This window comes from Roseburia sp. 1XD42-69 (assembly GCF_003612565.1).
GTDB lineage: Bacteria > Bacillota > Clostridia > Lachnospirales > Lachnospiraceae > Roseburia_B.
Window position 1 is genome coordinate 1 of sequence record NZ_RAZG01000002.1, and the last position, 13,381, is coordinate 13,381.

The window sequence follows — 13,381 nt, forward strand, 5'->3', positions numbered from 1 at the left end:
ACATATCCCATCTGAACAGGGTGAGCAGGCACATTGAACACTCCGAGCTGACCGATGAAACGCTGAATGACCGAGCTTTTTATAAGGCAGAACGGATTGAGGATATTGTTTCGGAGAGTATCGAATATGAGCAGCTACATAGGGCGGTTTCCGAACTTCCCGAAGTACAGCGACGCAGGCTGAAGCTGTACTTTTTCGGGGAGCTGACCTATGAGCAGATTGCGAAGTTGGAGGGCTGCAAATATCAAGCTGTCCAGTGTTCCATAAAAGCGGCATTAAAGGCGATAAAAAAATTTATGAAATAATTGCCTTGTGTTGTGGCAGTTGAGTGAGCAAACAGGTGAAGGGGCTTAAAAGCTCTTTCACCTGTTTTCCTTTATGGCAAAAACGGGACGGCTCTTTGACAACCGAATACCCATTCACCAAATACATTCTCTTTGTGGCTGTAATAAGCATAAGCGTGTGCAGCGGTACGCCATGACCTGCCGAAAAGCAGTGAGCGGATAAATTACCGACTCAAAATATCGGGCAGCTCCCGATTTCGCCAAGACACACAAAGAGGACAATGATACTCCCGTCCAGCCACAGTCCGAGCGGTAACCAGTCCGCCGCAGGCAATGGGGGCGGCTCTGTCAGACCGACAGTTGGGGTGCAATTCCCGTGGCGTCAGTTCGCTGCTGACCGTTTGGTGACTTCCCTTGCGTTATCACGCATCAGCATTTTCGGGGTGTCGGGGACAAATAGAAAATGCTTTCTATCATAAAGCCAGATACAAGGTGGTCAATGGAAACAGAGTTTGTTTTATACTCTCCCGACCTTAAATACTTCCGTGTGTCTGGCTGTTACATAGGCAGGGTTTCCTGCCTAAATACTGATGGAGGTTATAAAGAATATGGAAAGAACAATCAGGCGTGGCGACATCTACTACGCAGAGCTTAATCCCGTTGTCGGTTCGGAGCAGGGCGGCACACGACCCGTACTTATCATTTCCAATAATATGGGCAACAGGCATAGCCCGACGGTCATTATTGCCGCTATCACGGGCAAGGCGCAGACAAAGGCAAAATTGCCGACACATACCGAAGTAAAGGATGTTGAGGGGCTTGACAGGGACTCTATCATCCTGCTTGAACAGATACGGACGATTGATAAGCGACGTTTGCGGGAGTATATGGGAACTCTTGACAAGCGTTTTCTTCCTGCAATGGACAAAGCATTGGCAATCAGTATTGGATTAAACGGATATTCGCATTGCCCGATGAAGCAGGGCAGGCTCTCGGCTTCTTTACCTGCTCATGAATGTTGTCCGCTGCATGATGACAGCGTTCAAAAAAAGGATTAGCTCCCTCGTTATATGGTACAATCATTCGCTCATACATTGAGAATGAGGGAGGTGTTGCCTGTTGGAGCATAGAGAATTTAGGTATGTTGGCGAGCCTGTTCCAGAATTAAATGAGCAGGAACACGCAGCATTTCTTATGAATTTTCAAAGGTCAATCCTTTTATCATTAGAAAAACGGAATCTGTTGACCGCATCACAGCGGGAACGCTGTTTGCTTGAGCTTGAAAAACAATATCGTCTAAATTAGAAAAAAGCAACGTCAGGCATAACCGCTTGACGTTTTTACATAGTCAAGTGTGAGAATTACAAATTTGCACATTCGACATACCATTTTCAATTAACTATACTGAAAATACGGCAAGGGATTGTCGGGAAAGGAGATATTCTTATGTCAATAGATAAATACGAAACCCTAAATCAAGAAAGGAAGATACAGCACACAAAGAGAAAGGTTGCCGCATACTGCCGTGTGTCTACGGACAACGAAGACCAGGCAAATTCATTTGAAAGCCAGCAGCGTTATTTCAGACAATATATAGAACGTAATCCCGATTGGGAGCTTTATGAAGTGTTCGCAGATGAAGGCATCTCTGGTACGAATACAAAAAAACGGAAAGAATTTAACCGCATGATTGCGTGTGCAAAGAACGGTGATTTTGATTTGATTGTAACAAAAGAAATCTCCCGTTTTGCGAGGAATACCCTTGATAGTATATTCTATACCCGTGACCTCAAAAAGCACGGCGTGGGTGTTATCTTTATGAATGATAACATCAACACTTTAGACGGCGATGCCGAGCTTCGCCTTGCCATTATGTCCTCGATTGCACAGGAGGAAAGCCGTAAGACTTCCGAGCGTGTGAAATGGGGGCAGAAACGCCAGATGGAGCAGGGAGTTGTGTTTGGGCGGAGTATGCTTGGCTACGATGTGAAAGATGGCAAAATGTATATTAACGAGGATGGGGCAAAAGTTGTCCGTCTTATCTTCCATAAGTTTGTAAATGAGGGGAAAGGAACTCATGTGATTGCCCGTGAGCTTCGGGAGGAGGGCATTAAGCCCATGCGGGTAAAGGAATGGCAGAATACAGTTATTCTCCGTGTTATCCGCAATGAAAAATACTGCGGTGATTTGGTGCAGAAGAAAACCTATACGCCAGACTTTTTATCCCATGAAAAGAAGTATAACCGAGGGCAAGAGGAATTTGTAATTATCAAAGACCATCATGAGCCGATTATCTCCCGTGAGCTTTTCGATAAGGCAAACCGCATTTTGGATGAAAAGTCGCTTTCACAGGAGGGCAAAGCGAAACACAGCAACCGTTATCCATTTTCTGGGAAAATCAAATGCGGATGCTGCGGTTCAAGTTATGTGGCGAGATATAAAACCCGAAAAAATGGGAGCCGCTATAAGGCGTGGCGGTGTCTTGAAGCTGCAAGACATGGAAGCCCTCATGTGGACAAAGCAGGGAATCAAGTTGGATGCAGTGGACTTAGTATACGCAACGAAGATGCAATCCACATCATGTACCTTGTCACGAGCAGCTTAAAGTATAATAAGGAGAAAATCACTAACAATTTGCTTGCTATTATCAAGTCTATTATCGCAATGGATACCGCAGGTACAGATAGTGAGAAACTAAAATCACAGATAAAAGCCATTGAACAAAAACGCACAAATCTCATTGACCTTTATACATCTGGCGATATTACCAGAGATGAATTTTCAGCAGCAAGGGCAAAATGTGAGAATGAGATTGCTGAACTGCAATCCGTGATAGACAGCATAGACAAACAGAGGGAGATGATTGAAAAACAGCAAGAGCTTGTCGCTGAAATTACAGAAGCGATGAATGAGCTTATAAACGGTGTGGAATATGAAGATGATTTTTACAAAGAAATTTTAGATAAAATGGTTGTGAATGATAAAGACCATATTGACGTGTATTTGAACCTGCTCCCCCTCAAATGGAGCTACACGGTTGCAAAAAGCGTGAACTGTCCGCAGGGTAGACCGCTAAAAAAAGCGCAAGCCCCTGAGATGGAACATTTCAGGGGCTTCTCTACCTAAATCTGTAAGCAGACCTGCAACTTCCCGGTAAGGCATGGAATATCTCTGGGAGAGATAGCGCATGGAGGCAGCGATTTCTCCATCCGGCCCTCCCGATTGCAGAAACGTATTGTATTCCGGTTATTTCTTTTAATCCAGAAAAAAGAAAAAATCCAGGTGCTCCCGTTTTTTGTCATAGACAATCTTTTTCACCACACTGCGGAGAACAGAGCCTTTTTTTTCATAGTCGATATCTGGGCGGGAGAGTAGTTCTGCGGCGGAGTGCAAATTATAAATTTTTTCCAGTTGATAATCACAGGGGTTCTGACAAAAAGTGAGAGTGCGGATGTTTTTTTCCAAAGCTTGTTTTTCCTCTGCTATTCTGGCTTTCTTTTCAGCGTATTCATCTAAAGTGTCAATGCCTTTTTCATAGGCTTTCTGAATCCTCTGTTCTTTTGTGGAAAGTTTCTGATATTGTTGCCGGAGCAGTAAAAGGTCATCCTGTTGAAAATCCAGTCTGGTTTTTGTATCTATTTTGTATTTTAAATCAGGGGAAAATACAGATGCCTTTAAGCCTGCAATTACATTTGATTCTATAATATTTACACTGACAGAATGGGAAATGCTGCACATGGCTTTCCCATATTTCCAGCACTGAAAATATCCCCCCTTTGAATTATATCCCAGAGAGGCGCCGCAGGAAGAGCATTTTAGAATACCAGAGAGCCAGTGCCTGCAGGAAGTGATATCCCTTGGCCCGCCGGGAATATTCTTTTTCTGTAACAGTGACTGGGCTTTTGCCCAGTCCGATTCTGAAATAAGGGGTTTATGTCTTCCCTCTGAGATAATCCATTCTTGGGGATTTTTGCGTTCTCCCCCATGCTTTGTATAATTCCAACGTATTTTTCCGCAGTAGAAAGGGTTTTCCAGAATATATTTTATGGTTCTGGGCTGGAAAGGATTTCCCTTTGCAGTGCAAAGTCCCAGGGCGTTACATTTCCGGGCAATGTCTGTGCAGGTTTTCCCCGATAAATAGTCTCTGTAAATGCATTGGACAACGGCAGCCTGGGCAGGGTTTATCTCCGGGGGGAAACTTCCTGTAAAAGTGTAGCCGTAGGGGGGGACAGACTGGTAGCCGCCCCGCAGGGCTTTTTCCGACATGCCCCGCAGGACTTCCCCGGAGAGGCGGATGGAGTAGTATTCGTCCATCCACTCGATGATTCGCTCAATCAGGGAGCCAAAAGGCCCTTCTATGACAGGTTCCGAGATGCTTACCACTTCCACATGGTCTTTTTGGAGCATGGATTTGTAGACGATGGATTCCTCCTGGTTTCTGGCAAAACGGCTGAATTTCCATACCAGGATAACATCAAAGGGGTGGTCTTTTGATTTTGCCCGGGCGATCATGGTCTGGAAGGCAGGACGTTTTGATACGGACCTGCCGGATATGCCCTTTTCAAAATAGATATTTTCCGGGGGAATCAGAATATGGTTTTTTTCTGCATATTCCAGGATGAGGCGTTTCTGGGCGTCCGGGGAAAGCTCTTCCTGTCTGTCTGTGGATACCCGGATATAGGCGGCGCCGGTTTTTACTGTTTTATTTGTCATGTTATCAACTCCCTGTAATATATATGAAGAGATTGAGGAAAACATACGCGGAGGCCTTTGTGGAGAGGAAGAAGGAAAAAAAAATGACTTTTAGCTATTTTGTGTCTGTGTCCGGCGGGGAGCCAGAAAATATGGAGGGGCAGAAGGATATGGAGAGCCAGGAAATTTGGGGCAGGCTGGGGAGGCAGTTAATAGAAAAAGGAGTGGGGGGAACCATCATAGATTTCTGAAGTTTCGGCAGCGTGTCTTTCCCGTAGCTTTTGACAAAAAAAATATATTTTTTACAAGAATTTCCAAATAAAAGCTATCTTAAATATTGATTTATTTGGAGTTTCATGTATAATTTATAATTATTGGAAATTTCCGTGCACTCTGCACGATACTATACATAAAGGAGATGGCATATGAGAGTTTGCATGTTTAAGCCTGTACATTTGGGGCTGTCAGATTTTACCGGAAAGCGGGGTGAGGGGGAATGAAGAGTAAGATAAACCGTTTTTTAACGGTAAGTCTGATTTTGGTGGTTATTCTCTGTATCTCAATTTTTGCTTTTCTGGCCAATTATATGAATAAGCTTAGTTCCAACACCATAGATGAGGTGGGAAAGACCTATATGGCGGGAATGAACGAGAGAATTGCAAAGCACTTTGAGACAACCATTGACCTGCGCCTTTCCCAGATATCAGCCCTGGAGATGAGTATCCCTTCAGGATATTTGGAGGATGAGGACCTGCGCCAGGATTTGGCATACGGGGCTAAGGTGAGAGACTTTGATTCTCTGGCTTTCTACTTTGATGACGGTACCTTTGATATGATTTACGGGGGGGGAGTGGAACCAATCAATCCCGATACTTTTCTGGATTCCATGAAGAAAGGGGAAAACAGGGTTTCTGTGGGAACGGATGAGAATGGAAACCGGGTGGTGCTTTTGGGAGTGCCGGGGAAGTTTCAATTAGCAGGAGGCAAGCGCTGCATCGCCCTTTTGGCAGAAATTTCCGTAGATTATATTTTGGATACCCTTTCGCTTGACGAGGAGGACAGTTTAATCAGTTCTTTTTTAATCCGCAAGGATGGAAGCTTTGTTATCCGGCAGTTTGATGAGTACCATGACAATTATTTTGAGCAGATGGAGTCTGTTTTTAAAACTGCGGACGGAAAGAATGCCCAGGATTACACGGAAGAATTTAAGAATGCTATTGCAAAACGGGAAAATTATTCTGCGGAATTTGAAGTAAATGGTGAGAGAACCCAGTTGTTTTGCAGCAGCCTTCCAAGATGCGAGTGGTATCTTATCACAGTGATGCCCTATGGAATGTTAAATGAGGCGGTGGACAATTTAAGCCGTCAGTGGAGTTATATGGCACTGGGAAGCTGCGGGATTATCCTGCTGGCCCTCCTGCTTATCTTTTTCCGGTATTTCCAGATGAGTAAGGAACAGATGGAGGCGCTTGAGGAGTCTAAAAGGCTTGCGGAACATGCCAGCAGATCAAAGAGTGAATTCCTTTCCAATATGAGCCATGATATCCGAACGCCTATGAACGCCATTGTGGGTATGACGGCTATCGCCGTTGCAAATATAGACAATCCCCAGCAGGTACATAATTGTCTGAAAAAAATCACGCTGTCCAGCAGACATCTTTTGGGTTTGATTAACGATGTTTTGGATATGTCTAAAATCGAGAGCGGCAAGATGACCCTGAATGTGGAACTGGTATCCCTGCGGGAAGTTATGGACAGTATTGTGAGCATTGTGCAGCCCCAGATAAAGTCAAAAAAACAGCATTTTAACGTGTTTATACATGATATCTCTGCTGAGGACGTCTGCTGTGACGGTGTGCGCTTAAACCAGGTTATTTTAAATTTGATTTCCAATGCGGTGAAATTTACGCCGGAAGAGGGATTTATCCATGTGGCCATGTATGAGGAGCCGTCTCCCAAGGGAAGCGACTATATCCGTATCAATCTCCAGGTTAAGGATAACGGAATCGGCATGTCGGAGGAGTTTCAGGCAGAGATATTTGAATCCTTTACCCGGGAGGACAGGAAACGCGTCCACAAAACAGAGGGGACAGGGCTTGGAATGGCCATTACCAAATATATTGTGGATGCCATGGGCGGCTCCATAGAGGTAAAGAGCAAACAGGGTGAGGGGACCGAATTTAATATTACCCTGGATTTTGAAATAGCAAAAGAAAAGGAAAAGGATATGCTTCTCCCCAACTGCGATATGCTGGTGGTGGATGACAACAGACAGTTATGTGAGAGCGTGATACAGTCCCTGGAGTCCATCGGCATATCTGCGGAGTGGACTATGGACGGGGAAAGCGCAGTGAGAATGGTTCATGAGCGTCATCAAAAAAATGAGGATTACCAGTTTATTCTTTTGGACTGGAAACTTCCGGGAATGGACGGAATCGATACGGCAAAAGAACTCCGCAAGCAGCTGGGGGATAATGTTCCCATTTTGTTGATTTCCGCCTATGACTGGAGTGAAATCGAGCATGATGCCAGAAGTGCAGGAATTACAGGATTTATATCCAAACCGCTGTTTAAGTCAACGCTGTACTACGGGCTGAAACCTTATACAGAACATTTCGAGACGGAGACAGAAGAGGAGGAGGACATCATGAGCCTCCATCTTCAGGGGAAAAAGATTCTGCTGGCGGAGGATAATGAGCTGAACTGGGAAGTTGCCTCTGAGCTTTTGCAGGAGCTGGGACTTGAACTGGAATGGGCGGAAAATGGTAAAATCTGCGTGGATAAGTTTAGAGAATCCCCCTTGGGATTTTATGACGGAATCCTTATGGATATCCGAATGCCAGTGATGAATGGGTATGAGGCTACCACAGAGATTCGTTCCATGGAGCGGGAAGATTCCAATCTCCCCATTATTGCCATGACGGCAGACGCTTTCTCCGAGGATGTGAAGCGCTGTCTGGACTGCGGCATGGATGCCCATGTGGCAAAACCTATCGATGTAAAAGAAATTGCAAGACTTTTAGAAAAACATTTTACAGGCCAGATATAAGGAATAAACCCTGGATTTTTTCCGGGGTTTATTTTTTTCAAAAAATAGGCTGGTGCAATACGGCCCCCCATACTGGCTCATAATAAATTTGGCAATTTTCGGATTTGTCTCTTTTATGTTAATGGGATATTCCAATCTTTTTTCGTAATTCCACATTATTTGCACCCTCCTTCCCAAGGCCATGGGTCAGTAACCCAATTCCAATGGTTACAGGCTTCCGTGTTGCTTAAAACAAGGGGAGTGTACTGGGAGGCATAAAGATTAAGGGCTTTTTCCCGCTCCATATTATAGTGGTTAAAATAATTCATGGCGTCCACATCATCGGGATGGGTATCCAGATAAAGTAAGACATCTGTCACGGCAAAGCTGACTTCGTTAATCCACTGGAGCATCTTTTCCTGGTTCATATTCTGATTTAACATCTGCATCCCCCTTTCCATCCTAAGAAGGGTTTGTTTAACTCGGAAAATATTGTTCCGTTTTTCAAAGCTTCGCAGGGTTCATAGAGCGCCTGGAAACTCTGCATGGGCACATATGCCATTGCCAAAACTTGACCGGGGCAATTCTGCGGCTGCATATACGGCATAGGGCCGGGACATGGCATGGCGCCATTCCTTGGCTGCATACAACGATTCATTTTTCGTCTCCTTTTTTTATTATAGTAATAAAATATGCATATTTTTGTGCAGGGTGACTAATGAAAAATGTAAATAAGCTATTGATTTTCAATTTGCATATGTGTTATTATCCATGGTGGAGTGTTTTTGACAAAATCTGCAATGTGTGAAAAAATGGAAAATAATCAAAAATAGTGAGGAATTATATGAAAAAATGTTATTTAAACCTGGCGGCATTTGTGTGCTGTGCTTCTCTGTTGACAGGCTGCGGAAAAGACAGCAGTGCCACGGAGGAGGCAATAAGCAGTACGGAGGCTGATTTTAGCGAGGCGCTAAATTATGACCCGGCGGACTATGTAAAGCTCGGGGACTATAAGAAGCTTAAGGTACAGTATCCCCTTCCCTATGTCTCCGATGAAGATATGCAGATGTATATTTATGATTTGATGGATGAAGCCACAGAGTACCGTGAAACGGAGGATGCGGCAAAAAGCGGTGACTATGTAAAAATTGATTTTACGGGAACGATAGATGGAAAAGAGTTTGAAGGGGGAAGCGCTTCCGGTTACGAATTTATTCTGGGCCAGGGAGAGTTTTTTGATGATTTTGAAAAAAATGTCATAGGCTTAAAAAAAGGGGAAGACGTATCTTTCCAAATGACCTTTCCGGAGGATTATTTTGATGAACTGAAAGGGAAAACGGCGGATTTTAAAGTTACATTACAATCTGTCAGCCAGGTGATACAGCCGGAGTACACAGATGAATTTGTGGCAAAAAACACGGAGTACAGCAGTATTGAGGAATACGAGGAGGCAATCAGGGAAGAATTGATTGTGGAGGCCCAGCAGGCTTCTGAGGATGAGGCGGGAAGCAGCGCTTTGGCCCAGGCAGTGGAAAATGCAAAGATAGAAGGATATCCCCAGGCGCTTTACGATTATACTTATCAGGATACCAGAGAAATTTGTGAGGGCACCGCCCAGATGTTCGGCCTGGAAATCGATGAAGTGATACAGGATTATTACGGGGCGGAGAACCTGGAGGAGGCAGTTTTAGATGCAGTGAATGAGACCATGGTGATTCAGGCTATTGCGAAAAAGGAAAAACTGGAGATTTCAGAGAAAGATTTTGAAAAGGAGGCTGAAAATCTTAGCGCAGAGTATGGTTATGAAACTTTGGAAGAATTTGAAGAGGATTACAGCAGGACAGAATTAGAGCTGATTTTGGTCAGGGAGAAAGTGTTGGATTTCCTCTATGAATCCTCGGAGTTAGAGGAGGTTTCCCAGGAAGAGTACTATGGAAGCGATGAGTTTTTCATAGAGGGAACGGAAAGCACGGAATGGATTTTGGAAGAAGATGAAGAATAATTCTTTTAAAATTGCAAAAAGTATGCTATAATGGGTTAGCTTAATTTTGCATTAAGCGAGAATCAGTCAGGCCGGGGAGGTCGTTTATGGAAGATAATTCTACAAAGGGGCTGAAGCGAGATCGTAAGAGACGTCAGAGAATCAGCAGGATTAGGAATGGCATAATAGGGATATTTGGTATTTGGCTGGTAGCTTCGGCATATTTGTGCATAACGCTGACACTTCGGGTAAATTCACTGGAGGAAAAATTAGATTATCTTTTAGATAATTTTACCGTCAGCGGGCAGTTAGAGGAGGAGTCCAAGAAAAATCCAAGCAATGTGGATGAGAGCGCTTATTTTGATTTGGAAAACAGTACGGAGAGCCAGATGTGGGAGGAGACCTATGCAATTCCTCCGGCCGTGAATCAGCAGGAAAACCTGGCAAAGGAGGGGGATACCCATAAGGTGTATCTTACTTTTGATGACGGGCCCAGCAGCAACACGGAACAGATTTTGGATATTTTAAAACAGTACAATTTGAAGGCCACATTTTTTGTTATCGGGAAAGAGGATGAAAAGTCAAGGGCTTTATATAAGAGAATTGTGGAGGAAGGGCATACTTTAGGCATGCACTCCTACTCCCATAAATACAGTGTTTTGTATGAGACGGAGGACACTTTTGAGAGTGATTTTTCCCGTATACAGAATTATCTTTTTGAGGTTACGGGACAGGAATGTCTTTTTTACAGATTCCCGGGAGGAAGCAGCAACCATGTGAGCAATACGGAGATGACAAAATTTATCCGTTATTTAAACAGCCAGGGAATTACATATTTTGACTGGAATGTTTCCAGTGGAGATGCTACATCACAGGCTTATACGCCTAAAGAATTGGTTTCTAATGTAATGGATGATGTGGTAAAATATAAAACATCCGTCGTTCTTATGCATGATGCGGAGACAAAGCACACTACCGTAGAAGCACTGGCACCGATGATAGAGTCGCTGCAGGGCATGGGAGCTGAGATTTTACCTATAGATGAGAATACAACTGTTGTCCAGCACATTGCGGCATCCAGTGTGGGAGAGCAGTAAACTATGAAAAAATGGAGGAATGGAAATGGGCTTTTTTAAGGAATTTAAAGATGATTTTTCCCAGGCGGTGAATGAACTGATGCCGGGAGAAGATAATGAGCCAAAAGAAGATGGCCTGGAAGGGGACGATATGGTTGTCAATACTTTAGACGACGAGATGGATACTGAGTCTGAACTTTCCAAATTAAACGGCCTGCTGGAGCACGTGGCGGATAAGCCGGTGTCCCAGGCCGTGGTGAAACAGCAGCAAGTGGCTGAGCTTGAGAAAGAGTTTATGAAAAAAGAAGTAAGCCAGCCGGAACCGGCGCCAAAGGCAGAGCCTGTCCCGGAACCAAAGCCGGAGGTGAAAAAGGCTGTTACTGAGGCACCAAAAGCGGAAGTTAAAGAGGAGAAAATTGTGGAAGAAACCAAAGTAATGGAGGAGAAAAAACCAATGAACGAAGAGACAATGACATTAGCAACTGAGGAACAGCAGGTACCAGGGGTAGACCCCAATGCAATTTCAGATGAAACAACAGTAATTACAGAGGGAACCAATATCAGAGGTGATATCAATGCAAACGGTTCTGTGGACGTAAGAGGAAGAATCGGCGGAAATGTAACATGTAACGGAAAGCTCACCATTACAGGTGTTTTGGAAGGAAACAGCAATTCCTCCGAATTTTTTGCGGATGCGGCAAAAGTGGAAGGTGAAGTAAACAGCACAGGAACTGTAAAAATCGGTATTGGCTCTGTTGTTATCGGAAATATCACGGCGGCTTCCGCAGTGATTGCAGGTGCCATTAAAGGGGATATTGACGTACAGGGACCAGTTGTGGTTGACACTTCTGCAGTTGTTATGGGAAATATTAAATCCCGTTCCGTCCAGATTAACAACGGTGCAGTAATAGAAGGTTTCTGTTCTCAGTGCTATGCAGATATTGATGTGCAGGGGCTTTTTGACGACAAGAAAGGCGCTTAATTTATGAAGAGGGTTTTATTAAAGCTAAGCGGAGAGGCGTTAGCAGGGGAGAAGAAAATGGGGTTCGACGAACCCACTGTGGTTAAGGTTGCAAATCAGGTAAAACAGATTGTGGACCAGGGCGTGCAGGTGGGCATTGTAATCGGCGGAGGCAATTTCTGGAGAGGACGTACCAGTGAGACTATTGACCGCACCAAGGCGGACCAGATTGGAATGCTGGCAACTGTAATGAATAGTATCTATGTGTCTGAAATTTTCCGCTCTGTGGGAATGAAGACACAGATACTGTCGCCTTTTACCTGCGGAACTATGACAAAGCCTTTTTCCAAAGATCGGGCAAATAAGTATTTTCACCACAATATGGTGGTATTCTTTGCCGGAGGAACCGGCCATCCATATTTTTCTACGGATACGGCTGCTGTGCTTCGGGCTGTTGAAATTGAAGCGGACGCCCTTCTTTTGGCAAAAGCCATTGACGGGGTATATGACAGCGACCCCAAGATAAATCCTGCTGCAGTGCGCTATGACAGCTTAACGATTCAGGAAGTGATTGATAAAAAGCTGGCAGTGGTGGATATGACAGCGTCGATTCTTTGCATGGAGAATAAACTGCCCATGTATGTATTTGCGCTGAATGAAGAAAACAGTGTGGTAAAAGCGATTTCCGGTAAATTTAACGGAACCGTGGTTACGGTTTAGGAAGCGCTACATTATTAGGAGGGGAAATTATGGACGCAAGATTAGAGCCATTCGATACGAAAATGCAGAAATCCTTTCGGAATATGGAGGAGGAATTTGCAAGCATCCGTGCAGGGAGGGCAAACCCCCATGTTTTAGACAAGATTAAGGTGGATTATTACGGCACGCCTACGCCGATTCAGTCCGTAGCCAACGTAAATGTGCCGGAACCCAGAATGATACAGATTCAGCCCTGGGAGGCATCTATGGTTAAAGAAATCGAGAGGGCAATCCTCACATCAGACCTGGGCATCAATCCCACCAATGACGGAAAAGTTATCCGCCTTGCATTTCCGGAACTCACAGAGGAGCGAAGGAAGGAACTTGCCAAGGATATCAAGAAAAAGGGTGAGAATGCAAAAGTTGCTATCCGAAATATCCGCCGGGATGCCAATGACTCTTTTAAGAAGCTGGCCAAAGGGGATATTTCCGAGGATGAGATTAAGGAGTTAGAAGAGAAAGCGCAGAAGATGACAGATAAGTATATTGCGCAGGTGGATAAAGCAGTAGAGGCGAAATCAAAAGAAATTCTCACTGTATAAGAATCCGGCTAGAAGGGGTACACTTCATATGTGTGTCCCTTTTTCTGCACAACTAAAG

General features: G+C 44.4%; 14 protein-coding genes and 2 pseudogenes. 11 read left to right on the top strand and 5 right to left on the bottom strand.

Annotated features, from left to right (window positions below; translation table 11 throughout):
* The 4 genes from D7Y06_RS01360 to D7Y06_RS25795 all read left to right on the top strand — a co-directional run.
* Nucleotides 1-305, top strand: a 305-nt coding sequence (locus D7Y06_RS01360) for an RNA polymerase sigma factor (RefSeq protein WP_147415561.1), incomplete at its 5' end; no start/stop codon positions are given.
* Between the two features lie 587 nt (nucleotides 306-892).
* A complete protein-coding gene (locus D7Y06_RS01370; RefSeq protein WP_120406048.1) occupies nucleotides 893-1,342 on the top strand; it encodes a type II toxin-antitoxin system PemK/MazF family toxin in 450 nt (149 codons plus the stop codon).
* A 61-nt stretch (nucleotides 1,343-1,403) separates the two neighbouring features.
* Nucleotides 1,404-1,589, top strand: a complete 186-nt coding sequence (locus D7Y06_RS01375; protein ID WP_022741251.1) for a hypothetical protein — start codon at nucleotides 1,404-1,406, stop codon at nucleotides 1,587-1,589.
* A gap of 141 nt (nucleotides 1,590-1,730) precedes the next feature.
* Nucleotides 1,731-3,410: a recombinase family protein gene (locus tag D7Y06_RS25795; RefSeq protein WP_158591187.1), complete on the top strand. Its 1,680-nt coding sequence runs from the start codon at nucleotides 1,731-1,733 to the stop codon at nucleotides 3,408-3,410.
* Here the strand turns inward: D7Y06_RS25795 and D7Y06_RS28160 are convergent.
* Both D7Y06_RS28160 and D7Y06_RS01390 read right to left on the bottom strand, forming a co-directional pair.
* Nucleotides 3,378-3,509, bottom strand: a pseudogene (locus D7Y06_RS28160) (manganese catalase family protein); the annotation flags it as partial. The gene D7Y06_RS25795 and the pseudogene D7Y06_RS28160 sit on opposite strands and share 33 nt — an antisense overlap.
* Nucleotides 3,510-3,539: 30 nt before the next feature.
* Nucleotides 3,540-4,997 (bottom strand): recombinase family protein, encoded by a 1,458-nt coding sequence (locus tag D7Y06_RS01390; protein ID WP_120406050.1) that lies wholly within the window; start codon nucleotides 4,995-4,997, stop codon nucleotides 3,540-3,542.
* A 59-nt stretch (nucleotides 4,998-5,056) separates the two neighbouring features.
* On the opposite strand from D7Y06_RS01390, the gene D7Y06_RS25800 reads away from it, so the two are divergent.
* Together D7Y06_RS25800 and D7Y06_RS01395 are read left to right on the top strand one after the other, a co-directional pair.
* Complete coding sequence (locus D7Y06_RS25800; protein ID WP_158591188.1) at nucleotides 5,057-5,227, top strand: hypothetical protein; 171 nt, start codon at nucleotides 5,057-5,059, stop codon at nucleotides 5,225-5,227.
* Nucleotides 5,228-5,472: 245 nt separating this feature from the next.
* Nucleotides 5,473-8,025: a hybrid sensor histidine kinase/response regulator gene (locus tag D7Y06_RS01395; RefSeq protein ID WP_120406051.1), complete on the top strand. Its 2,553-nt coding sequence runs from the start codon at nucleotides 5,473-5,475 to the stop codon at nucleotides 8,023-8,025.
* A 60-nt stretch (nucleotides 8,026-8,085) separates the two neighbouring features.
* On the opposite strand, the pseudogene D7Y06_RS28165 reads toward D7Y06_RS01395, so the two are convergent.
* The 3 genes and pseudogenes from D7Y06_RS28165 to D7Y06_RS01410 all read right to left on the bottom strand — a co-directional run.
* A pseudogene (locus D7Y06_RS28165) lies at nucleotides 8,086-8,181 on the bottom strand (manganese catalase family protein); the annotation flags it as partial.
* Nucleotides 8,181-8,447, bottom strand: coding sequence for a spore coat protein CotJB (locus D7Y06_RS01405; protein ID WP_199714597.1), 267 nt, complete (start codon nucleotides 8,445-8,447; stop codon nucleotides 8,181-8,183). The pseudogene D7Y06_RS28165 and the gene D7Y06_RS01405, both read right to left, overlap by 1 nt.
* Nucleotides 8,441-8,662 carry a spore coat associated protein CotJA gene (locus D7Y06_RS01410; RefSeq protein WP_120406053.1) on the bottom strand — a complete coding sequence of 74 codons (222 nt, stop codon included), beginning with the start codon at nucleotides 8,660-8,662 and terminating at the stop codon, nucleotides 8,441-8,443. The genes D7Y06_RS01405 and D7Y06_RS01410 overlap by 7 nt, the downstream gene beginning before the upstream one ends.
* Before the next feature lie 186 nt (nucleotides 8,663-8,848).
* Between D7Y06_RS01410 and tig the strand changes: the two genes are divergently transcribed.
* The 5 genes from tig to frr all read left to right on the top strand — a co-directional run bounded on the left by tig (nucleotide 8,849) and on the right by frr (nucleotide 13,323).
* Nucleotides 8,849-10,006 (top strand): trigger factor, encoded by a 1,158-nt coding sequence (gene tig, locus D7Y06_RS01415; protein WP_120406054.1) that lies wholly within the window; start codon nucleotides 8,849-8,851, stop codon nucleotides 10,004-10,006.
* Nucleotides 10,007-10,092: 86 nt separating this feature from the next.
* Nucleotides 10,093-11,082 (top strand): polysaccharide deacetylase family protein, encoded by a 990-nt coding sequence (locus D7Y06_RS01420; protein WP_120406055.1) that lies wholly within the window; start codon nucleotides 10,093-10,095, stop codon nucleotides 11,080-11,082.
* A 25-nt stretch (nucleotides 11,083-11,107) separates the two neighbouring features.
* Nucleotides 11,108-12,043 (top strand): polymer-forming cytoskeletal protein, encoded by a 936-nt coding sequence (locus D7Y06_RS01425; RefSeq protein ID WP_120406056.1) that lies wholly within the window; start codon nucleotides 11,108-11,110, stop codon nucleotides 12,041-12,043.
* A 3-nt stretch (nucleotides 12,044-12,046) separates the two neighbouring features.
* Nucleotides 12,047-12,742 (top strand): UMP kinase, encoded by a 696-nt coding sequence (gene pyrH / locus D7Y06_RS01430; RefSeq protein ID WP_120406057.1) that lies wholly within the window; start codon nucleotides 12,047-12,049, stop codon nucleotides 12,740-12,742.
* Nucleotides 12,743-12,771: 29 nt separating this feature from the next.
* Nucleotides 12,772-13,323 (top strand): ribosome recycling factor, encoded by a 552-nt coding sequence (gene frr / locus D7Y06_RS01435; protein WP_120406058.1) that lies wholly within the window; start codon nucleotides 12,772-12,774, stop codon nucleotides 13,321-13,323.
* Nucleotides 13,324-13,381: the final 58 nt, after the last annotated feature.